We start from the raw sequence: 20,724 nt of genomic DNA on the forward strand, positions 1-20,724 counted from the left end.
TCGGCGATGCGACTCCGCCGGACTCGTCGGCCGCGTCGGTTTCGTTTCGACACTCCCGCGCTCTGTTGGAGGTATATCCAGCATGTGAGCGTATCGTTACCACACAATCGATAATAGTCGTTTTGTTCGGTTCGAATCTCGAACCGCTCGCGGCTTACAGCGAGCCGCGGAGGACCTTCGCCGCGGTCAAAATCGGGTCCCAGACGGGGCTGAACGGCGGCGCGTAGCCGAGGTCGAGACGCTCCACTTCGGCGACGGTCAACTCGGAGGCGAGCGCGGTCGCCACGGTGTCGATTCTGACGGCGGCGCGGTCGGCTCCGACGATGGTGCCGCCGAGCAGTCGCCCTGTGTCGCGGTCGGCGACGAGCGTGACGGTCGTCTCGACTGACCCGGGGTAGTAGCCAGACCGCGAGCCAGCGGTGATGGTCTCCGAGACGGGGTCGAAGCCCGCGTCGCGCGCCTCGTCGAGGTCCGTCACGCCGGCGCGACCGCACTCGAGGTCGAACGCCTTCACGACCGAGGTGTTCGCGACGGTCCCGATGGGTTCGGGGTCGCCGGCGACGGTCTGGCCGATGGCGCGCCCGGCGCGGTTCGCGGGCAGGCCGAGCGTGTTCCACGTCGGCTCGCCGGTGACGACGTGGTCGATTTCGGCGCAGTCGCCCGCGGCGTAGACGCGCTCCGCGCTCGTCCGCCCGTAGTCGTCGACCGCGATAGCGCCCGTTTCGCCGAGGTCGACCGCGTCGGCGACGAGGTCCGAGTTGGGGCGGAGACCGATACCGACCATCGCCGCGTCGACCGCGAGTTCGTCGCCCTCGCAGACGACGGCCTCGACCCGGTCCGCGTCGTCGCCGCGGAGTCGCTCCACCGACGCGCCGAGGTGAAGCGTGACGCCATTGTCTTCGAGGTGGTCTTCGACCCGCTCGCCGACGGCGTCGCCGAAGGAGCTGAGGACGTGTCCGGAGCGCTGGAACAGATGGACGTCGAGATCGTGGGCGGTGAAGGCCTCAGCCATCTCGACCCCGACGAACCCGCCGCCGACGATGGCGACCGACTCGGGCGGTTCCATCGCGCCGAAACGGGCCGCTCGCGCCTCGTCGACGAACCCGCCGCCGCCGAGGTCGGCGACCGAGGCCTCGTTCGGGTCGGTGAGGAACGACCGAATCGCCGCCGCGTCGTCCAGCCCGTGGAGCGTGAACGCGCCGTCGAGGTCGATGCCGTCTATCGGTTCGCGGAGCGCCCGCGCGCCGGTGGCGACGAGGAGGTCGCCGTAGGGCTGTTCGAACGTCCCGTCGGGGCCGTCGACCGTGACGACCCGCTCGTCGGTGTCGACGGCGACGACCTCGTGTTCGCGCCGGAGGTCGATACCGCGGTCGGCGGCCGCCTCGGGCGACAGCGAGAGCATGTCGGTGAGCTTGTCGACCTCGCCTTTGACGAAGTAGGGCGTGCCGCAGTGGGCGTAGGAGACCCAGCGGCCCTTCTCGAAGACGACGACCTCGCGGTCGGCGTTGGCGCGGGCGAGCTTGCTCGCGGCGGAGAGTCCGGCGGCGTCGCCGCCGACGACGACGAATGGTTCGTCAGACATTGTGAGAGAGTGGTACGCCCGCCGACACCTAACTTCCTTGGCCAACGACGAGTGCTTACGCGAGTTCGAAGAGGACGCCAACCCTTTCGAGTCAAAACGAGTCCGAGTCACTGACTTCGGCACTCATCACGTCGACCGGGACGAGGGTGTATTCGACGGAGACTGACTCGCCCGCCCCCCGGACAGTCGCAATGAACCGCAAGACATCGTCGTAAGCGGCTTCGACGACGAACGTCTCAACGCAGCCCGCGTTGTCGCCGAGGCAGTTGTGCGAGTTCGACCGAATCGACGCTTCGAACTTGTGGCGGAGTTCCATCATTCGGCCCTCTATCTTCGGTTTATCGTACCCAAAGACGACGGTTACCGTCGCTAAGACCTGTTGACCCTCGTAGTCAGTCTGTTCGTACTCCGCAAGGAGCGACTGGCACGCTTCACGAATAACCGCGCTTCGGCCGCTGTAGCCGTGTTCTTCCGCGAACGCATCGAGGTCGTCACGGAGCCACTCGGCCATCGAGGTGCTTACAATCGTCATGTGTTAAATTTCTATTCTAGAATAATAGAGATAGTGGATAATAGAACAATGTATTAATATCGCGTTCGTTTCAGGTGTTGTCATAGAGGACCTGCGGACGACACCGCTCCCTCGCGGAATCCGGGAGCGTCAAGGACTCGACGCTTTGGTCGGCTTGGGAGTTCCTCACGCACTGTACCTGCGGGTCTAACGGCTGACCCACTGCGAGAGTAATGGCAAAAAACATACATCACGAGGTGTGGATGGTTCTGTCATGAGCCCTCCCCTCTCGCGTCGACGGGTTCTCACACTCGGCGGTTCAACCGGAACAGCCGTCCTCGCCGGGTGCCTTGATGCCGTTACGGGAAGCGAACAGCAGGTCTGTACGTCGGGGTATCGTGACGTCGGAGACGCGTTCGCGAAGCGGTCGATAGTGAACTATCTTCGGTATGCGTCGTTGACCGTGCCGCAGTCGATCCCGACTGGCGGGAAACTGGTGGCGAAACTCACAAACGAGTCCGGCGACCCGCTCACCACGCTGGGCAAACCGCGATACATGATTCAGCGATTAGGGTCTGACGGCACGTGGCGGAACTCCATCGGCGTGCCTGAAGGACACGAGTGGTCGCCGTCTCAGCGGGTACTGGACCCCGGCGAAGAACTCCGGTGGGAAATGCGACTCCGCGCGAACGAATTTTCAGGCCCGTTCGAACGGTGTACGACACACACTCCAGCCACGTACCGATTCGTCTACTGGGGGTTCTCCGAACACGGCGCGGGCATCGCACTCGCCGCGCCGTTCGAGCTCGTCGAATAGCGACGGGAGGAACGCACGCATCGACAGCATGCGACGGGACGCTCACCGGCGTTGTAACGACGCAGCAGCAACCACCGAGCTATTCGTGGCTGCTGTCTACCGGACTGCCGAGTTCGTCTCTGATTCTCGCGACGTACTCGACAAACTCGTGGGCTGTTCGTTGACGCGGGCGTTCTAAATCGATAGAGATGCTCGAACGGACGGTCCCCGGGTCGGCGTCCACCACGACGACGCGGTCGGCCAGCGTCACCGCCTCGTCGATGTCGTGGGTGACGAACACGACGGTCTGTTCGGTCTGCGCCCAAATCTCGAGCAGTTCAGCGTGGAGGCGGTCTCGCGTCCGCGCGTCGACGCTCCCGAACGGTTCATCCATAAGTAGAATCTCCGGGTCGACAGCGAGGGCACGAGCGATGCCGACGAGACCAGCAACTGCGGTGGCAATTCCCCCGCCTGCAGGCGGGCGAAGATGCCAGCCGGAGAATATCCGAACCGTGAAAATCGAAATTAGCTCATATCCGCGAGCGGACCGAAGTCGTCGACCGGAAGCACCGAATAATCGATCGTAAGCGTGTCTTTCGTCGCTCTGATTTTTCCGACGAACGTCGAGATGTCTTCGAGCGACCCCTCGAGAACGAACAGTTCCATACAGTGGTGCCCCCCGACGTGGCTGTGGAAGTTCGACGCAACGATGTCCTCGTACTCGTGGCGGAGTCGCATCATCTTCTCTTCGACGCTCGTCGTCTCGTAATCGAAGACGACGGTTACGACGCCCATCAGTTCGCGGTCTTCGAGTTTCTTGTCCTCGAACTCACCGAGGAGGTTCCGACTCGCCTCTCGGAGTATTTCGCTCCGACCAGTATATCCGTGGTCCTCGGAAAACTGGTCGATTCGCTCGAGTAGTTCCTCCGGCATCGAGACGCTAACGACGGCCATATAACAATCAAACCGCCATCAAATATTAAGCCTTATTATCGGATTGGGTAGCATTGCGACGGAGGACACCCAACCGTTGCCAATCTCCCGCGTTTCACCGAGGGGAGGAGGTGCTATCTAAGTAGCACCTCACCCGGAGTTCGTCCATCGAGCGCTCGATTCGGTCGAGTGCGATAGTAGTGCGCGGGTTGCATGAACCAGTTGTGAGCGCCCCCATGACTCGCCATCCACGAGTTATCGAAGCGGTCGTCTCGAGAGTTTCCGAGAGTCGATGCAGAGACGCGGCAGTCGGACCGTAGCATACCGTCCAACAGTTCGCGGGGACGCGCCCAAAACGAAGAAGACGGCCCGTCAGCGGTGGACGCCGCCGCGCTCGGCCGCGAGCGTTCCGAGCACCCACGCGCTCACATCAGGCGTCTCGCGCGCGGCGAACTCGGTGGTCGCGTACTGCGCGAGCGCGTTTCGCGCCGCTCGGGGGTCGTCGTCCGAATAGTAGTCGTCGCGGAAGTAGTCGTCGCCGCGGCCGACCATGTGGGCGACATCGACCAACGCGCGCCGCGTCAGGTGCGGGTTCGACCCGTCCGACCGAGCGGCTTCGAGGGCTTCGAGCGCACCGAGTTTCGCGTCTCTGACCGCGGCCGCGGACTCGACCGACTCGTACCGGCCTCGCTTGACCGCCGTGACGGCGTCCTCGAACGCCCGGCGGTGCGTCTCGGCGGTGTGTGCACCCACGAGCGCGGTGGCGAATCGCCCGCTTCGGAGGGCTTCGGGGACGGTGTGGACGTTCGAACCGAAATCGATGAAGGTCTCCATCAGCAGGTCTTTGGCCGGCGTGGATTCGAGTTCCTCGGGGTCGAACCCTTCGGCCTCGACGACGGCCTCGAGCTCTCCCTCCTCGGGATACTCGGCCAAGCGGTCCGCGACGACCTCGACGAGCGAGGACGCGGTCGACTCGAACGCGTCGGTGAAGTCCAGCGGGTCGGCAATCGTCGCGAGATAGCGGTCGCGGACGTGGCGCGCGCCGCCGAGCGACGCCCGCGCGGACTCGACCGCGTCGAGCAGTTCGCCGACCTGCGGGGCGCTGTCGGTGTAGCGGCCGTACTCGTCGGCGTTGTCGAGATACCGGACCGCGGCCGCGACGAGGTTCTCGACGGCCTCGTACACCACGAGCGCCCGGTCCGGTTCGTCGCCGAGATACCGCGTACCGAGCCTGAACGACTCGATGTCGGCGCGGACCGCCTCAGCCTCGTCACGCACGTCCGATTCGGTGAGGTCGCCGACGGCGGCGTCGTAGGTCCCCTTCGCCATCGCCGCTGCCCCGCGAGCGTAGCGCAGTCCCCGAAGCGCCTCGAAGGGCGATTCGTCGGCGTCTGCGGGGGCGAGGTCCTCGGCGGCGTCCGCGTACGCCTCGGCGTAGATGTCCCGGACCGCCTCGTTCGGGACCTCTTCCGGGGACATCGTCTCGGGACAGGAATCGAGGAGTTCGCGGGCGCGAGCGCGGCCCTGTTCGAGGAACGAATCGGCAATCGGGGCCGGAACGCGGGCCGGGAACGCCGGCGACCCGAGTTGCCTGACCTGCCGGAGCCCCGCAGCGTCGAGGGCCGGGTCGTCCGATTCGGATTCGCCCGCGTCGAGCGCGGTACACCCCGCGAGCCCGGCGACGCCGACCCCGGCGAGCGAGGCGAGCACGTCGCGTCGCGTCCGGGGCATCTCAGGCGTCCTCCGTCTCGGTTCGGAGCGACGGCGGGAGGCGACAACTGCTTCCGCCGCCGTGTCCCCAACTCGACTCGTCCGTCGAGTACGGAAGTCGAATCAGCGAGGCGACGATGTGGCGGTCGTCCACGGAGCACTCGACCGAGGCGGCGCGGAGCGGGTGACAGAAGTCGAGGTGGACGACGCTGTCCGGCGGGTTCGTGACGTACAGCAGTTTCACCCGGTGGCAGGCGTCCGTCCGGTGCTGGGTGATGACGAGCGTCTGCTCGTCGAGGTCCGTCTCGTCGATGAACGCGCGGGCCTCGTCGATGCCGTCGGGTTCGGCTGCGACCGCGACGTTCTCGCGCTCCTCGTCGGTGGTGACGAGGAAATCGTCGAGATACGACGACCCCGTGTCCTCGTCTTCCCGGGCGGCGTCCCGGAAGATGGCGGTCTCGGCGTCGTTGCGAACTGTCAGGGCGTCGTAGTCGGTGACGAGCGCGTCCGGGGAGGGGCCGTGTGGCTCGTCTAAACTGGAACTGGACCCCTCGCCGGAACACCCGGCGAGCGCGGCGACAAGGGACGCGCCGCCAGCCTGGAGGACCTGTCTGCGGGTCGGCAGGGACATGTGTCGGTTTCCCAACCGAACGCCAGCGGTATGTGCCTTCTGATGCGCCGGGTCGCCGCCGGCCGAACCGCGGGACATTTCCCCGACGGCCGCCTCGTCTCGACCGATAGATGCGCGAGGACGAGTTGGCGACGCGGGTGGTCGAGCACTTCCGGGCGGCCTTCGACGACGTGGAGATTCACCTCGAAGAGCCGTACGACCACTACGGGAACCGCGGCGTCGCCGACGTGTACGTCAGGGTGCGGACGCCCGAACCGGTCGATTACCTCATCGAACTCAAGGCCGACGCCGCCGTCCGCCACGCCACCGGCGCGAACGAGGTGCTCCGCCAGTACCGCCGCATGGAGCGCTACTTCTACAAGGACGACGAGCACGCCATCCGGACGAAACTCGGCCGCGAGGGGCCGGGCGTCCACGCGCTGTTGCTGTTCGCGCCGACGAAACGCTGCGTCGAGCACGTCCGGGAACACGCCGCCCTGTACGAGTCGGTCGACCCCGACGCGACCGTCGAGGGCGTCGAGGCGGTCCGAAAGGTGGCCTTCCTGACCAACCTCGACCGCGCGCCCGAGGGCGAACTCGGCTTTCTCTCGCTCAACGGGCCGCTCGCGTTCGACTCGGTCCCCTTCCGCGAGGCCGTCCCGTCGGGGTCCCGCCTCGCGGACGCCCTCTGGGGCGACGACTAGCGGACACGCTCATACACCCCCCGTTCGTAGGGGCGGGCATGGGAACGATTCGAGAGTCGGTTCGAATCCCGTTGGGGGACCTCCGTCAGCAGGTCGCTGACACCTTCGGCGTCGCGGCGTCGCTCGTCGAGATACACGGCATCCGGCTCGAAGACGGGGCGCTCGAAGTCGACGCGAGCTACCCCGACGGGGAGGACGTGCCGGTCGTCGAACTGTTCGTCACCGACCCGACCGGGAACACCGAGTCCTACGTCACCGAGTTGGACGGCGCGAAGAACCTCCTCATCGCCGGCGAGGACGTGCTCGTCGAACTCGTCGACTACGACCCCGAGCGCGGCGAGGTGTTCGTCTCGGTGAAACACCGACAGGACGGCGAGATGGTGACCGTCCTCGGCTGCGGCGAGAAGTGGGTGATCCCGGTCGAGCGCGACGGGGTCGAAGAGTCCATCCGCTGTCGGATTCAGAGCGCCGTCGGGCCGACGGGTGACGACTCCTGACCGCGACTGCGGTTCGGAGCGTTACCCCTCGTATTCGACGTAGGAGACGCAGTACCCCTCGGGAGCGACTTCGCCCGCGACGATGGCGCACGCGCCCACGCCGTCCCCGTTTTTGTCCTCGATGTAGTACCGGCAGGTCGAACACTGCTTGCCGTCTTTCGGCTCGTCTTGGTACGAGACGGCCTCCTGCGACGAGAGGCTGTCGGGGTTGCGCTGGGTGCCGTCGAGGGACGTGGCGGTCGCGTACGCCTCGGGAACGCCCCCGGTCGACCCCGACGACTGCGTCGTGGTCGCTGTCGCCGTCGTCGTCTCGGTCGCGCCGCCACCGCCGCCGGAACAGCCGGCCAATCCGGCCATCGCGGCGGTCCCGGTGAGCCAGATGAACCGTCTCCGTGTGCGGCCGGTGTCGCGGGTATCCCGACTCCGCGTCGGTCGGTCGGTCGCGTCTCGGCGTGGCGTCCGCTCGTCGTCTTCCATGCCAGTCTCTGACGCGCGGCGTCGGTAAAACCGAGCCAGCCGGTTCTCATGCGGCAAGAATTGCGGACGCGTTGATGATGTCACGCTGCTAAGTAACACGGATACGCGAATCGGGCCGCGAGAGAGCGAAGATCGGGAAGTGAGGGGCGACGAGTCCCGTGAACCTCAGTCGTCCGGTCGAATCCGGGCGAGTCGCATCGCGTTGCCCGTCACGCCCATGGTCATCCCGGCGTCGCCCGCGAGGACCGCGAGCGCGACCGAGACGTAGCCGAAGGGCACGCCGACCGCGAGGACGGCCTTGATGGCGAGCGACGCCCAGATGTTCTGCCGGATGACGCCGTTCGCGCGGTGGGAGAGTTCGTAGAGGTACGGGAGCTTGGAGAGGTCGTCGGCCATGAGGGCGATGTCGGCCGTTTCGAGGGCGGTGTCGGTGCCGGCCGCGCCCATGGCGACGCCGACGGTGGCCGTGGCGAGCGCCGGGGCGTCGTTGATGCCGTCGCCGACCATGGCGACCGAGCCGTACTCGTCGAGGAGGCCCTCGACGGCGGCGACCTTGTCCTCCGGGAGGAGACCCGCGCGGAAGTCGTCGACGCCGACCTGCTCGGCGATGGCGCGGGCGGTCCCCTCGTTGTCGCCGGTGAGCATGACGACCGAGAGGCCGGCCTCGCGGAGTTTCGCGACCGTCTCGCGGGCGTCCGGGCGGACCTCGTCGGCGACGGCGACGACGCCTTCGAGGTCGTCTTCGGTCCCGACGAGGACGACCGTCTTGCCCTCGGACTGGAGTCGCGGAATCGTGTCCTCGACGAGGTTGAGACAGCCGTGGCGGTCACAGAGCTGTCGGACCTCCGCCGAAAGCTCCTCGCCGGGGCCGGTGACGTGGACGTGTTCGAGGTCGAAGCCGAGCTCCTCGAAGAAGCCGGGCTTACCGGCGAAGTGCGGGACGCCGTCGAGGTCGGCGCGGACGCCCTTGCCGGTGACGCTCTCGAAGTCGTCGACCTCGCGGGCGGCGACGCCCGTGCCCTCGGCGTGGGAGACGATGGCCTCGCCGATAGGGTGTTCGCTCCGGGATTCGAGGCCGCGCGCGCACCGAAGCACGTCCTCTTCGGAGTTCCCGTTGAGCGGGACCACGTCGGTGACGGTGAGTTCGCCCTTCGTGAGCGTGCCCGTCTTGTCCACGGCGATGGCCTCGATCGAACCCATCGCTTCGAGGTGCGTGCCGCCCTTGATGAGCACGCCGTTTTTCGCGGCCGACGTGATGCCCGAGACGACCGAGACGGGCGTCGAGATGACGAACGCGCAGGGGCAGGCGAGCACGAGCATCGTGATGCCGTAGACGAACCACGTCACCCAGTCGAGGCCGAACGCGAGGGGCGGTATCGCCGCGACCGCGACCGCGACGACGACCATGACGGGAGTGTAGTACGACGAGAAGCGCTCCACGAACTGCTCGCGTTCGGTCTTGTTGGCCTGTGCGTCCTCGACCATCGAGACGATGCGCGAGAGGGTGTCGTCGCCCGCGGCGGACTCGACGCGGACTTCGAGGTAGCCCGCCTCGTTGACGGTGCCCGCGAACACCTCGTCGCCCTCGGCCTTGTCGACCGGGACGGACTCGCCGGTGATGGGGGCCTGGTTGACCGCGCTGTCGCCCGCGACGACCGTCCCGTCGACGGGAATCTTTTCGCCGGGCTTGACGGCGACCACGTCGCCGATGTCGAGTTCTTCGACGGGAACGACCGTCTCCACGCCGTCGCGGAGGACCGTCGCCTCGTCGGGCGAGAGGTCCATCAGCTCTCGGAGGGAGTCGCGCGTGCGGTCCATCGAGTAGCGTTCGAGCAGTTCGGAGACGCTGAAGAGGAACGCGAGCGTCGCGGCCTCGAAGTAGAGGCTCGTCGGCCCGGAGATGAGACTCGCGGTCACGGCGCTGAGAATCGCCGCCGACATCAGGAAGTCGATGTCGAGACTGCGGTTCTTCGCCGAGTAGTAGCCGTTGCGGAGAATGGCCTGTCCACCGAGCGCCGCCCCGAGAATGTAGAGCAGTTCGACGACCGTGAACGAGACGCCGAGGACGCTCGCGACGACGAGTTCTAGCCCGAGTAGGTACTCCGCGGCGATGCCCGCCGCGAGGAAGCCGCCGCTTATCCACGTTTTCACCGCGCGCGTGCTGCGCCAGACGCTCTCGCGGTCCCCGCCGGCGTCAGCGTCGGCGTCGGTGTCCGCCTCGTCGGCGTCGGTTCCGGTGACCTCGTAGCCGGCGGCTTCGATGGCCGAGACGACCGAATCGAGGTCCGCGTCGGCCGCGAGCGTGACGACAGCGGTTCCGGTCGTCGGGCGCGTCTCGTACGACAGCACGCCCGGCGCACCGTTGAGCGCGTTTTCGACCTTTCCGGCGCAGGAGGCGCAGTCCATGTCCGGAACGGTGAACGAGACCTCGCGGGTCGAGGGGCCGTCTTCGACGGCGTAGCCCGCGCCCTCGATGTTGCCCCGGATGTCGTCGGGCGTGGTCCGGTCGGCGTCGTACTCGACGACGAGTCGGCCGGTCGTCGCCCGCGGGTCGATGTCGCCGACGCCGTCGAGTTTCCGGACGCTGGACTCGACCTTGTTCGCACAGGAGGCGCAGTCCATATCCGGCACGGAGAACTCCGCGCGGGTCGAATCGGCGGGCCCACCGGCGGAGTCGTCGCCCCCGGTCTCGCCGGCCGCCCTCGACTCCGACGCACCCTCGACCCCGCAGGCGTCGTCGCACCCGCATCCGTCGCCATCTGGCGGGTTAGTGGACGCGTCCGCCTCGTCGTCGGGGGCGGGCTTGCGTCCGTCGTGTTCGCTCATACTCGGCAGTAGTCAGGGACAGGTTAATAATTCACCTGTTAGTAACCGGGGTGTTACTGTTGCAATTTCACAACTCAATCGAACTGGGTTAATAATTAGAGGAACGGCGGGCTCGCCGTCGGCAGCGAGATGAGCCACAGGCTGAGAACCGTGTAGAGAATCATCACGGCGACGAAGGGGAACTGGCTCCGGACGGCCTGCAGTCGGCTGGGAAACGTCCGGTAGGCCTGCGAGTGCGCCACCCACACCGCGAGCAGGTGGCCGACGAGGACGAACGCGACGTTCAACCCGCCGAACCACGCGGGGAGCGTGAGGACGACCGGGTTCGCCGGCGACGACAGCGGCGACGACAACGCCCCCACCAGCATCGGCGACAGCGAGACGAAGAAGCCGACGTAGTGCGCGAGGTGATAGCCGGCGGCGATCGCGAGCAGCGAGGGCGCGAATTTGACCGCGAGGTCGAGCGGCGTCTCGAAGGTGTCGATGCGGCGGGCGGTCACCCGCGCCGCGAGGACGTACAGGCCGAGGAAGACCGCGAAGCCGCCGAGGTAGAGCAGTCCGTAGACGAGAAGCGGCGGAAGCCCGACGCCCGCGAGCGACCGGATGGCCGCCGCGCCCTGCTCGGTCGTGACGAAGCCGCTGAAGGTGAGTTCCCAGACGAGGACGACCGCGACGGCCACGTCGCCGAGGTCCGTCAGGTCGTCGTCGGTGACGAGTCGCATCCCCGGGAGGCGGAACGAGAGGCCGTCGTCGTCGAGCCGAACCGGTGCGACGCGGCCGTAGAAGTGCAGGAAGGCGGAGACGGGGTCGACCTTGTCGAACCACGTGTCCGCGCCGACGGCGACCGCACCGGCGAGCGTGACGACCGAGTAGGCGACGAGCGCGGTCGCGAGAACCGACGGCCGGGTCGTGACGTCGGTCGCGGTCTCGACCCAGACGAGCGCGAGAATCCCAGCCACCGCCGGCCAGCGACCGAGTCGCTCGGGATACGAGACGAAACCGTTCGGAACCGCCGAGACGACGGTTCGCCACGGGTTCAGCGCGCGCCACGTGTCGGCGACGAGGTACGAGAACATCGTGTATCCGGCGCGGAGTCCCGCGAAGACGACGATAACGGCGAAGCTGACGGTCGGGACCTGCGGGCCGGTATAGCCGAGATAGACCACGAGTGCGAGGAGCGCGAGGCCGAGGACGCCACCCGTGACCCGCAGGGCGCGCAGGACGCTGTCTGAGATACCCGCTTCGGACCCGGTCTGCCACAGGTGGACGCGCTCGATGAACCGGCGGTCGGTGACGAAACTGGCGAGGAGTGCGGAGGCCCCGACGGTCGCGCCGCCGGTGGCGAGATAGAGCCACTGCGGGACCGCGAGGTTGTCCTCCGACGCGCCCGCGAGGCCGACCGCGGCGTTGCTCGCGGCCGCCGGGTCGGCGAGAAGCGACAGGAGGCTCGCCAGTAGGAGACCGAGACCGAATCGTCTGAGGGAGAGGGGTCGGAGTCGGGTCATGATGCGAAGACGATAAACAGCATGAGGAAGCCGAAGTACAGCAGGACGAGGACGCCGAGCGCGCGGATGCGGAACGACTTGAGTTCGTCTTCCTCCTCGTAGTACGCCTCGCGGTACGCCTCGACCTCCCCGGCGTCGAGGTCGTCGGGGTGTCTCGCGCCCCGGTGGAGGACCAGCAGTCGCTCGGTCGGATACGCCTCGCCGCACGCTGTGCAGGTGTGGCGGTCGCGCGTCGCGTCGGTGTCCGTGGTCATCCGATAGTCACTCGAAGTTCGGGGAGGGTGGCTTCTGAACGTTTCTATCGCGGGTGTTCGCGCCGTTGACATCGAACGGGCCGGGGCCGGCGGCGGGCCGCGAGTGCGAGCAGCGAGACGCGCGACAGCGGCGGGGCGACGCCTCAGACGTCGAACCGCATCGATTCGAACTCCATGAACGCCGTCTCGTAGCCGTCGTGGCGCGCAACCTGTGGTGGCACGTCCACCGAGAGCGTCAGCGAGTCGCCGGATTCGACGCCGTCGACCCCCACGCCGTAGTGATAACTGAGGTCGGGGTCGAGCGTCCGGTCGAGTCGCGCCCCATCGAGCACCGCGGTTCCGCCGCGTTCGAGCGTGGCTCTGACGCCCATCATCGGCAGGACGAACTCGTTGTACGGGGTCCGCGCCGAGACGTAGAGGTACGAGCCGTCGACGCCGAACCGGGAACCGTCGTCGACGACGAGGGCGTCGAACAGGGCGTCGGCGCTCGTCCGTCGGCCGAGGTGGCGACCGGGGAGGTCGTCGACGGCGGGCGCTTTCCCGGTCGGGACACCCATCATCTCCATCGCGGAGACCGCGCCGCGCGACCCGGCATCGTCGCCGAGCCGACGCAGTTCCACGTCGTAGAGGTCGTCCGTCTCGAAGGCGAACTCGAACGTCGCCGTCTCGGCCGCGTCGAACCGCCCGACGAACGAGCCGGTTCGGGAAAGCGAGGTGCCGCCGATGTGCACGCGGGCCTCGTAGTCGCCCTCGCCGTCGAGAACGTAGTTCGAGCCGTAGTGCATCCCCATCTGCTGGGAGAGCATCGGGTAGGCGACCTCCTCGCTCACGAGGTCGCCGTCGCGGAGAATTTCGATGGAGACGCCGGCGTCCAGCGGGAGGACGGTCCCCGTCTCAGCGTCCCACAGCGACGCCATGAGGTGAATCGAGTCGTCGGCCTCGACGACGGTCTTCCCGAGTTCCGAACCGGCGGCGGTCCAGAAGCGGTGGGGGTACGAGTAGGTGAGCGCGACGCCGTAGGGACCGGCCGTCGTCTTCCCGTACATCTTCATCCCCTCGGTGATGGCGGGCAGGTAGACCGCGGCCGGACGGTCCTCGACGAGCGGCGGGTCGCGCCACGCCGACTGCCGTTCGAACCCGCCGAGACACCCCGCGGTGGCGGCGATAGCACCGATTCCGAGCGTCTTGATGGCGTCGCGTCGTTTCATGGTGTCTCGATAGCGTCTCGTCGGCTCATGGTGAGAGACCGCCGCGCGTCTCCGCGAAGCGGTCGAGTTACCGCAGCTAGCGGCCCGGTGCCAATGTCGGTTGCGCTTCCGCGTCGGGTTTCGAGGGGTGGTGCCGTCGTTATCAACTGCCGGTTTCCCGCACCACGTTTATATCTCCGCTCGCGCTCCGTTCGGACGATGAACGACTCGCCGTTCGACGGTCTCGACGCCCGCACGATGGCGCTGGCGTACCTCGGCTTCGGGACCGCAGGCATCCTCGGCGGCGAGTTACTCCTGTCGGCCACGCTGGGTGCGCCCCCGGCCCCCGAAGCCGAACTCGTCAAGGGGTTGGTTTTCGTCGCCGTCTCAACCGCGTTCGTCTGGGCGCTCGCCTCCCGGAAAGACCGGCGAATCGAGCGCCAACAGGCGTCGATTCGTTCGTCGCTGGACCAGCTTCGAACCGTGGTCGCCGCGTCCCCGGTTCCGATTATCGCGGTCACGCCCGAGGGGCGCGTAACGAGGTGGAACGACGCCGCCACGGAGGCGTTCGGCTGGGAGCGCGACGAGGTGCTCGGCGAGCCGCTCCCCTACAGCGCGGGCGAGAACAGCGAAAACAGCGAGGAGATTATCCGGCGGACCATCGACGAAGACGGCCTGTCGGACGTTTCGGTCGAGCGACGGCGCTCGAACGGCGACCTCCGGGGGTTTCGGCTCTCGACGGCGGTCGTCCGCGACGCCGACGACGAGCCCGTCGAAATCGTCGGCGTCTTCGTCGACGTGACCGACCAACGGCGACGGGAGCGTCGCCTCCGCGAGTTCGAGCAGGCCGTCGAACGGGCGGGGCACGCGATTTACCTCACTACGCCCGACGGGGAGATTACGTACGTCAACCCGGCGTTCGAGGAGACGACCGGCTACGACGCCGCGGAGGCGGTCGGCGAGCCCGCGTCGATTCTCAGTTCGGGCGAGATGCCGGACGCGTACTACGACCGGCTGTGGCGGACCATCCAGTCCGGCGAGACGTGGCGGGAGCGGATTATCGACCGTCGGAAGAGCGGTGAGCTCTACACCGCGATACAGACTATCGCACCCATCGCGAGCGACGACGACATCCACGGCTACGTCGCCATCCAGTCGGACATCACCGAGTCGGAGCTGACCAGACAACGGCTCGGCGTCCTCAACCGGATGTTCCGGCACAACCTCCGAAACCGGATGAACGTCATCGAGGGCTACGCGGAGCTGATTCGCCGGAACGCGGCCGGCGTCACCGACGAGGACCTCACCGACGCCGCCGAGACCATCGTCGAAGCGGCGAGCGAACTCGTGGCGCTCTCGGAGAAGGCCCAGACCGTCTCGGACGCCCTCGAATCCGAGGCGACGCCGCGGCGCGTCTCGGCGCTCGTCGAGTCCGCCGTGTCGCGAGCCGAATCGACGTATCCCGAGGCGACGATACGAACGGACATCGAAACGGGGCTCTTCGCACGGGTCGACAGCCGCGTCGGCGCGGCGCTCGACGAGTTGATCGCGAACGCGCTCAAACACGGCGGCGAGACGGTCCACATCGACGTGTACCAAACGGAAGACGACGACTCGAAGCTCGTCGTCCGGGTCGCCGACGACGGGCCCGGCATCCCCGACGAGGAGTGGCGAGTCATCAAGCGCGGCGAGGAGACGCCGCTCGAACACGGGACCGGGATGGGGCTGTGGCTGGTCCACTGGGTCGTCAAGAAGGCGGGCGGAAGCATGGAGTTAGAACCGTCTCCCCTCGGGGGGACGGCCGTGACGCTGAAACTGCCGGTCGGAGCGGAGCGACCGCGAACGTGGTTCCCGAGCGAGGAGTGACCGCGCACCCCGCGATTGATCAGATACCACAAGCCCGACTAGCCGAGAGGTGACGCCCGTCGGGTCGAGCGTCCGATTCAGGTTTCGAGAAGTTCGACGAGGTTTCCCTCGGGGTCGCGGACGAACGCGATTCGCGTGCCGCTTTCGGTCGTCTGCGGTTCACTGAGCGTCTCGGCGTCGGACGGGAGTTCCGCCACCGCGGCGTCGACGTCGTCCACCGAGAGGCCGAGGTGGGTCGCCCCGGGGCGGTTGAGCGTCGGTTCGTCGGTGTCGGCTCCGACCGGGTCGTACTCGACGAGTTCGATGCGTACGTCGCCGCCGTCGAGGTGGGCGAACCGCGCCGATGCGCCGTCGACGGAGACGGCGGTGGCGAACTCCTCGCCGCCGACTTCGAAGCGGGAGACGACCGGGAGGTCGAGCGCATCGCGATAGAATTCGAGCGTCGAATCGAGGTCACGAACGGTGATACCGACGTGGTGCGCGTTGGTGTTCACGGTTCGTCTGCGCGCGCAGAGCGTCAAAGGCGCTTCGTTCGAACCACGGTCGGCAGACGGCGACCGGCCGACACCGACCCGGGTTTGCCGCGCCGCCGTCTCGGTCCACTGGGTAGTGCTTCTCGTGCGCGCTCGCGAGGCGCGACGCGGGTCGGGGCCCCGTCGCCCAGCAGAGACCGTATCGCATATACCCGCTGGGCCGCCCAGATAGGGTACGATGGAACCGACAGGCACGCGATGCGAGGTGGTGCGGCCGTGAGCGAACCGTTCGTCGAATCGCTCCCCGGACGGGCCGTCCCCAAGTCGTTCGTCGCCGAACTCGAGACGAAAGAGGCGATTCAGCAGGCCGTCGCCGTCCGCGGTTACAACCTCGAACGCGACGGCGAGACGGTTCAGCACGCCTACCAACTGGTCGTGAACGTCCGCGGGAAGTACATCCTCGGGCTTCATCTCACGAACGGGACGTGGCGCGTCGTCTTCGACACCCGCGACCACCCGAAACTCGCACAGGAGGGCCCGCGCGCGGCCTACGAGGCCGTCCACGACGCGCTCTACGAGCGCGCGCCTTCCGACGCTGAGATAGACTTCGAGTCGACGCCGCGATTCTGGAACGCCACGCAGTAGGTCGTTCAGCGAGTTTTTTCTGCGTTTCAGCGTTCTCACGACCGTCACCGGTGCGTGCGAACGCGCGCGCCGCGGCGACGACCGGCCGAACCCACACCACCGTGTCCGCAGAAACTCGGGTGTGACACGGTTCGGACGGACGCGCCGTGCGGGTCGCGGAGCGAATCCGAGGGGGAGAGCGTCAGAGCAGCGGTTCACCACCGGAGGTACCCGCCGATGGTATGCAGGTGGGATTGAACGGCTTAAATCCAGAATTCAGCCGTTAGGAGCGTCCTAACCGCTCGAATAGACCGGTAAGTCGCTGCGAAATTAAATATATCCGGAACATACGAAAGGCCAACAGGAGCCGGAACATGTGGCCGCTCGAAGTCCCGTGTGGTGGGCACGAGGTGGGTCTGAGGCCGGTCCTGGGTAGAACAATGGATATCAAGAAATTCCTTAGCGAATCACGCGCAGTCTCGCCGGTCATCGGCGTCATCCTCATGGTCGCGATTACAGTCATCCTCGCGGCCGTCATCGGGACGTTCGTCCTCGGTCTCGGCGACCAGGTCGGCGACACCGCCCCGCAGGCGAGCTTCAGCTTCGACTACAACGAAACGAGCGGCGATCTCATCGTCACCCACGAAAGTGGTGATGCCATCGATGGAGATCTGCTGACCATCGCTGGGTCTGGCCTTACTGTGGACGACCCCGATGCGTTCGCGGGTACGGATGTGAAGGCAGGAAGCAGCGCTACCGTCACTCTCACGGACGTTGACAACGGCGACGAAGTGCGCCTCGTCTGGACCTCCGAATCGGGCTCCAACTCTGCGACCCTGCAGAAGTACACCTACAACGCCTGAACGGTCCGCAGCGTCACAGCCAACGAACCTCAATTTTTTTCGGATGTTACCCCGAGAGCGACATCTATCTCCGATTCTGGTACGGATCACGCATGATACGTGAAACGTCTTCTCAATACTAGTTTATATCCTCAGAGAACGTCAGGGAATCTGTTAGGTTAGCAGGCAAGCGTTCGAGGACTGACTCACATTTTTCTCAACGGTCGCCTCTCGTCCGGCACACCTAGGAGAAACAACTATGCAAATCAAGACAATGTTTACTGAGTCCCGTGCAGTCTCGCCGGTCATCGGCGTCATCCTCATGGTCGCGATTACCGTCATCCTCGCGGCCGTCATCGGGACCTTCGTCCTCGGCCTGGGCGACCAAGTCGGCGACACCGCCCCGCAGGCGAGTTTCAGTTTCAACTACGATTCAACTAGTGGGTCCGAAGAGTTGACAATCACTCATGAAAGCGGAACTGCAATTGACGAAGCGCGTATCGTCGTAACTGACGGAACGACGGATACGAGCTGGGACGAAACTGACGACAAGATCCAAGCGGGTGATGACTTAGTCATTGACCTTTCGTCCTCTCCCCTCTCCGGTGGTGAGACCTACCGCGTCGTCTGGACCTCTGAATCCGGCTCTAACTCTGCGACCCTGCAGAAGTGGACCTACAACGCCTGATGGTAGAATCGGCGACGAGCCCCACCGCCTCTGATTCGGAACAACGATTTCTTTCGGAACCATCCCACGGAGAGACATCCACCTCGCACCGATAGTATTGTATTTATAGCACAAATTTACCCGTCCGCGGAGCGTACGCTCGGGCAGAGACCCCATGCCCAACGACCCGCCCGCCGTCGTCTACCTCCGCGAGCACCGCGAGGACATCGTCGACCTCGCGGCGACGCTCGTCGGCCACGACACGCAAAATCCGCCGGGAGACACGCGGGAACTCGCGTCGTGGGTCGAATCGTTCTTTTCCGAACTCGGTATCGAGACCGAGCGCGTCGCCTCGGACCCGACGAAGCCGAACGTCGTGGCGACGCTCCCGGGAGCGACAGACCGGACGCTCGTCCTGTTGGGGCACCTCGATACGGTCCCGTTCGAGGCTGACGAGTGGACGCGCGACCCGCTCGGCGAGCGGGAGGGAAACCGGCTCTACGGGCGCGGCGCGACCGACATGAAAGGCGCAGTCGCCGCGATGCTCGCGGTGGCGAGAGCGTACGTCGAAACCGAGGTGGTGCCGGCGACGAACCTCGTGTTCGCGTTCGTCAGCGACGAGGAAGTCGCCGGCGAGGCGGGGTTGCCGACGCTGCTGGACCGGCGCGGGCTTTCGGCCGACGCCTGCGTCATCGGCGAGACGACCTGCGAAGGAGACCGACACTCGGTGACCGTCGCCGACCGCGGGAGCATCTGGCTGGAGCTCGAAGCGACGGGGACCGCCGCCCACGGCTCCCGACCGATGCTCGGTGAGAACGCGATTCACCGCCTCTACCGCGCAGTAAGCGACATCGAATCCGTACTCGGGGACAGGCGGTTCGAGTTCGACCCCGCGGTCCGGGCGCTCGTCGAGGAGTCCGCGGAGTACTACGCGTCGCGGTTCGGCGCGGACGCGGCGCGGGAACTGTTCGAACGACCGTCGGTCAATCTGGGCGTCCTGTCGGGCGGCGACCGAGTGAACGTCGTCCCCGCCGCGGCGCGGGCGAAACTCGACATTCGCGTGACTGCGGGCGTCGACACGGAAACGGTACTCGACGGCGTTCGGGAGATCGTCGCCAGTCACGACGGTGTCGAGATTGTCGACGCGGACTGGTCGGTCGGGACGTTCGAGGACCCCGACGGCCCGCTGGCGAACGCCGTGGGCTCGGTCGCCGAGGGCGTCACCGGCGGGCGCGTGTACCGCCGGAGCGCGACCGGCGGCGGCGACGCGAAACGGATGCGGAACGCGGGCATCCCGACCATCGAGTTCGGTCTGGGAACCGAGACGGCTCACGCGGCCGACGAGTTCACCACGGTCGGGGCGCTCGCCGGCAACGCCGAGGTGTACGCCCGACTCCCCGACGAGCTGTTGCGGCAATTCGATAGTGGTACCAGAACGTTTGATTCGACGGGCGTGTCACCAGCAGGCACGACTCCTTCGCGACGCGGACGACGAGAGAATACCTCGCGATGACACCCGATAACGCACTATGACACCCGACGAACTCCGAACGACGATTCCGGCCCTCGACGACGTCACGTATCTCAACACCGGCGCGCACGGCCCGAGCCCGCGCCCCATCGTGGAGCGGGCAACCGAGTTCCTCGAATACCACGAGTACGACTCGCCGGGCGACGACGGCCCCTACCCGACCGCGTTCGACGCCTACGAGGCCGTCCGCGAGGACGTGGCCGCGTTTATCGGTGCCGAGACCGAGGAGGTGGCGCTGACCCAGAGCACTACCGACGGTATCAACCGAATCGCCACCGCACTCGACTGGGAACCGGGCGACGTCGTCGTCCGTACCGACCTCGAACACCCGGCGGGCATCCTCCCGTGGCGGCGGCTCGAACGCGAGGGCGTGGAGGTCCGCGTCGTCGAGAGCGACGCGGGGCGGCTCGATATGGATCAGTACGTCGACGCCGTCCGCGACGCCAAACTCGTCTGTTTCAGCGCCCTGACGTGGAACTACGGGACGCGGCTCCGCGTGCGCGAACTCGCCGACATCGCCCGTGACGCCGACGCGCTGTCGGTCGTCGACGCGGTCCAGTCGTTCGGCCAGTATCCCGTCGACGTGGAAGACTGGGGAGCAGATATCGTCGCCGGCGCGGGCCACAAGTGGCTGCTCGGGCCGTGGGGCGCGGGGTTCCTCTACGTCCGGCGCGAAATCGCGGAGGAAATCGAGCCACACGCCGTCGGCTACCGCGGCGTCACGGAGCCGAACGCCGACGGGCTCGACTTCGCGGCGGGAGCCAAGCGCTTCGAGGTCGGAACCACCAACCCCGCCCCGCACGTCGCGCTCCGAGAGGCTATCGGCATCGCCGAGCGCATCGGTCTCGACCGGACCGAAGCGCACATTCGCAATCTCGCGAGCCGATTCATCGAGGACGTCCCAGAAGGACGGCTGTTGAGCCCTCACGACCCGGAATCGGGACTCGTCTCGTTCGAAGTCTCCGACCCGGAGGGGACGGTCGAGCGTCTCAAGTCGGCGGGCGTGGTCGTCCGGACGCTCCCCGAGCCGAACGCGGTCCGCGCGTCGTTCCACAACTTCAACGACGAGTCGGACGTGGCGGCGCTTCGCGACGGACTCGACGGGGAGTGGTAGCTCCGTAGCTCGCGG

Annotated in this window: 20 protein-coding genes and 1 pseudogene; 9 read left to right on the forward strand and 12 right to left on the reverse strand. The window is 66.6% G+C overall.

Annotation, left to right across the window (positions count from 1 at the left end; genetic code table 11):
* Window positions 1-154 precede the first annotated feature (154 nt).
* Both C5B91_RS15430 and C5B91_RS15435 read right to left on the reverse strand, forming a co-directional pair.
* Window positions 155-1,582, reverse strand: a complete 1,428-nt coding sequence (locus C5B91_RS15430; RefSeq protein WP_008094071.1) for an FAD-dependent oxidoreductase — start codon at window positions 1,580-1,582, stop codon at window positions 155-157.
* 91 nt (window positions 1,583-1,673) lie between these two features.
* On the reverse strand, window positions 1,674-2,093 hold the full coding sequence (locus C5B91_RS15435; protein WP_008094073.1) for a CopG family ribbon-helix-helix protein: 420 nt from the start codon (window positions 2,091-2,093) through the stop codon (window positions 1,674-1,676).
* Window positions 2,094-2,589: 496 nt separating this feature from the next.
* Here C5B91_RS15435 and C5B91_RS15440 point away from each other — a divergent pair, with 496 nt between their 5' ends.
* Window positions 2,590-2,910: a hypothetical protein gene (locus tag C5B91_RS15440; protein WP_008094075.1), complete on the forward strand. Its 321-nt coding sequence runs from the start codon at window positions 2,590-2,592 to the stop codon at window positions 2,908-2,910.
* A 79-nt stretch (window positions 2,911-2,989) separates the two neighbouring features.
* On the opposite strand, the pseudogene C5B91_RS15445 reads toward C5B91_RS15440, so the two are convergent.
* The 4 genes and pseudogenes from C5B91_RS15445 to C5B91_RS15460 all read right to left on the reverse strand — a co-directional run.
* Window positions 2,990-3,331, reverse strand: a pseudogene (locus tag C5B91_RS15445) (nitrate ABC transporter ATP-binding protein); the annotation flags it as partial.
* Window positions 3,332-3,414: 83 nt separating this feature from the next.
* The gene (locus tag C5B91_RS15450) at window positions 3,415-3,843 is read right to left on the reverse strand and encodes a CopG family ribbon-helix-helix protein (RefSeq protein WP_115819965.1); all 429 of its coding nucleotides are present in this window, start codon (window positions 3,841-3,843) and stop codon (window positions 3,415-3,417) included.
* Window positions 3,844-4,194: 351 nt separating this feature from the next.
* A complete protein-coding gene (locus tag C5B91_RS15455) occupies window positions 4,195-5,553 on the reverse strand; it encodes a hypothetical protein (protein WP_008094077.1) in 1,359 nt (452 codons plus the stop codon).
* A 1-nt stretch (window position 5,554) separates the two neighbouring features.
* The gene (locus C5B91_RS15460; RefSeq protein WP_115819966.1) at window positions 5,555-6,163 is read right to left on the reverse strand and encodes a hypothetical protein; all 609 of its coding nucleotides are present in this window, start codon (window positions 6,161-6,163) and stop codon (window positions 5,555-5,557) included.
* A gap of 110 nt (window positions 6,164-6,273) precedes the next feature.
* Here C5B91_RS15460 and C5B91_RS15465 point away from each other — a divergent pair, with 110 nt between their 5' ends.
* Window positions 6,274-6,846, forward strand: coding sequence for a hypothetical protein (locus tag C5B91_RS15465; protein ID WP_115819967.1), 573 nt, complete (start codon window positions 6,274-6,276; stop codon window positions 6,844-6,846).
* Between the two features lie 38 nt (window positions 6,847-6,884).
* Window positions 6,885-7,343, forward strand: a complete 459-nt coding sequence (locus C5B91_RS15470; protein WP_008094080.1) for a hypothetical protein — start codon at window positions 6,885-6,887, stop codon at window positions 7,341-7,343.
* Window positions 7,344-7,364: 21 nt separating this feature from the next.
* On the opposite strand, the gene C5B91_RS15475 is transcribed toward C5B91_RS15470, so the two are convergent.
* From C5B91_RS15475 to C5B91_RS15495, 5 genes are all read right to left on the reverse strand, one after another.
* Window positions 7,365-7,820, reverse strand: a complete 456-nt coding sequence (locus C5B91_RS15475; protein WP_115819968.1) for a high-potential iron-sulfur protein — start codon at window positions 7,818-7,820, stop codon at window positions 7,365-7,367.
* 165 nt (window positions 7,821-7,985) lie between these two features.
* Window positions 7,986-10,646 carry a heavy metal translocating P-type ATPase gene (locus C5B91_RS15480; RefSeq protein WP_115819969.1) on the reverse strand — a complete coding sequence of 887 codons (2,661 nt, stop codon included), beginning with the start codon at window positions 10,644-10,646 and terminating at the stop codon, window positions 7,986-7,988.
* Between the two features lie 95 nt (window positions 10,647-10,741).
* Window positions 10,742-12,151 (reverse strand): hypothetical protein, encoded by a 1,410-nt coding sequence (locus C5B91_RS15485; protein ID WP_008094084.1) that lies wholly within the window; start codon window positions 12,149-12,151, stop codon window positions 10,742-10,744.
* Window positions 12,148-12,405: a hypothetical protein gene (locus tag C5B91_RS15490; RefSeq protein WP_008094085.1), complete on the reverse strand. Its 258-nt coding sequence runs from the start codon at window positions 12,403-12,405 to the stop codon at window positions 12,148-12,150. Before C5B91_RS15490 ends, C5B91_RS15485 begins: the two co-directional genes overlap by 4 nt.
* Window positions 12,406-12,548: 143 nt before the next feature.
* Complete coding sequence (locus C5B91_RS15495; protein WP_008094088.1) at window positions 12,549-13,613, reverse strand: hypothetical protein; 1,065 nt, start codon at window positions 13,611-13,613, stop codon at window positions 12,549-12,551.
* 198 nt (window positions 13,614-13,811) lie between these two features.
* Between C5B91_RS15495 and C5B91_RS15500 the strand changes: the two genes are divergently transcribed.
* Window positions 13,812-15,458, forward strand: a complete 1,647-nt coding sequence (locus tag C5B91_RS15500) for a PAS domain-containing sensor histidine kinase (RefSeq protein WP_049968876.1) — start codon at window positions 13,812-13,814, stop codon at window positions 15,456-15,458.
* A gap of 77 nt (window positions 15,459-15,535) precedes the next feature.
* Here C5B91_RS15500 and C5B91_RS15505 read toward each other — a convergent pair whose 3' ends face one another.
* On the reverse strand, window positions 15,536-15,952 hold the full coding sequence (locus C5B91_RS15505) for a VOC family protein (RefSeq protein WP_008094091.1): 417 nt from the start codon (window positions 15,950-15,952) through the stop codon (window positions 15,536-15,538).
* 255 nt (window positions 15,953-16,207) lie between these two features.
* Between C5B91_RS15505 and C5B91_RS15510 the strand changes: the two genes are divergently transcribed.
* The 5 genes from C5B91_RS15510 (at window position 16,208) to C5B91_RS15530 (ending at window position 20,709) form a co-directional block, all read left to right on the forward strand.
* Entirely contained in the window at window positions 16,208-16,576 is a 369-nt protein-coding gene (locus C5B91_RS15510) for a hypothetical protein (RefSeq protein ID WP_049913490.1), read from the forward strand.
* 419 nt (window positions 16,577-16,995) lie between these two features.
* Window positions 16,996-17,418, forward strand: a complete 423-nt coding sequence (locus C5B91_RS15515; RefSeq protein WP_115820011.1) for a type IV pilin — start codon at window positions 16,996-16,998, stop codon at window positions 17,416-17,418.
* Between the two features lie 238 nt (window positions 17,419-17,656).
* Complete coding sequence (locus C5B91_RS15520; RefSeq protein ID WP_049968878.1) at window positions 17,657-18,085, forward strand: type IV pilin; 429 nt, start codon at window positions 17,657-17,659, stop codon at window positions 18,083-18,085.
* A 154-nt stretch (window positions 18,086-18,239) separates the two neighbouring features.
* Window positions 18,240-19,577: a M20 family metallopeptidase gene (locus tag C5B91_RS15525; RefSeq protein WP_115819970.1), complete on the forward strand. Its 1,338-nt coding sequence runs from the start codon at window positions 18,240-18,242 to the stop codon at window positions 19,575-19,577.
* Window positions 19,578-19,593: 16 nt separating this feature from the next.
* A complete protein-coding gene (locus C5B91_RS15530; RefSeq protein ID WP_115819971.1) occupies window positions 19,594-20,709 on the forward strand; it encodes an aminotransferase class V-fold PLP-dependent enzyme in 1,116 nt (371 codons plus the stop codon).
* Window positions 20,710-20,724: the final 15 nt, after the last annotated feature.

The organism is Haloferax sp. Atlit-10N (genome assembly GCF_003586325.1).
Taxonomy (GTDB): Archaea; Halobacteriota; Halobacteria; order Halobacteriales; family Haloferacaceae; genus Haloferax; species Haloferax prahovense.

Bases quoted from the DNA above. Each gene is read 5' to 3' on its own strand.
- C5B91_RS15430 (WP_008094071.1), bottom strand. From the start codon at position 1,582: ATGTCTGACGAACCATTCGTCGTCGTCGGCGGCGACGCCGCCGGACTC.
- C5B91_RS15435 (WP_008094073.1), bottom strand. From the start codon at position 2,093: ATGGCCGAGTGGCTCCGTGACGACCTCGATGCGTTCGCGGAAGAACAC.
- C5B91_RS15450 (WP_115819965.1), bottom strand. From the start codon at position 3,843: ATGGCCGTCGTTAGCGTCTCGATGCCGGAGGAACTACTCGAGCGAATC.
- C5B91_RS15455 (WP_008094077.1), bottom strand. From the start codon at position 5,553: ATGCCCCGGACGCGACGCGACGTGCTCGCCTCGCTCGCCGGGGTCGGC.
- C5B91_RS15460 (WP_115819966.1), bottom strand. From the start codon at position 6,163: ATGTCCCTGCCGACCCGCAGACAGGTCCTCCAGGCTGGCGGCGCGTCC.
- C5B91_RS15465 (WP_115819967.1), top strand. From the start codon at position 6,274: ATGCGCGAGGACGAGTTGGCGACGCGGGTGGTCGAGCACTTCCGGGCG.
- C5B91_RS15470 (WP_008094080.1), top strand. From the start codon at position 6,885: ATGGGAACGATTCGAGAGTCGGTTCGAATCCCGTTGGGGGACCTCCGT.
- C5B91_RS15475 (WP_115819968.1), bottom strand. From the start codon at position 7,820: ATGGAAGACGACGAGCGGACGCCACGCCGAGACGCGACCGACCGACCG.
- C5B91_RS15480 (WP_115819969.1), bottom strand. From the start codon at position 10,646: ATGAGCGAACACGACGGACGCAAGCCCGCCCCCGACGACGAGGCGGAC.
- C5B91_RS15485 (WP_008094084.1), bottom strand. From the start codon at position 12,151: ATGACCCGACTCCGACCCCTCTCCCTCAGACGATTCGGTCTCGGTCTC.
- C5B91_RS15490 (WP_008094085.1), bottom strand. From the start codon at position 12,405: ATGACCACGGACACCGACGCGACGCGCGACCGCCACACCTGCACAGCG.
- C5B91_RS15495 (WP_008094088.1), bottom strand. From the start codon at position 13,613: ATGAAACGACGCGACGCCATCAAGACGCTCGGAATCGGTGCTATCGCC.
- C5B91_RS15500 (WP_049968876.1), top strand. From the start codon at position 13,812: ATGAACGACTCGCCGTTCGACGGTCTCGACGCCCGCACGATGGCGCTG.
- C5B91_RS15515 (WP_115820011.1), top strand. From the start codon at position 16,996: ATGGATATCAAGAAATTCCTTAGCGAATCACGCGCAGTCTCGCCGGTC.
- C5B91_RS15520 (WP_049968878.1), top strand. From the start codon at position 17,657: ATGCAAATCAAGACAATGTTTACTGAGTCCCGTGCAGTCTCGCCGGTC.
- C5B91_RS15525 (WP_115819970.1), top strand. From the start codon at position 18,240: ATGCCCAACGACCCGCCCGCCGTCGTCTACCTCCGCGAGCACCGCGAG.
- C5B91_RS15530 (WP_115819971.1), top strand. From the start codon at position 19,594: ATGACACCCGACGAACTCCGAACGACGATTCCGGCCCTCGACGACGTC.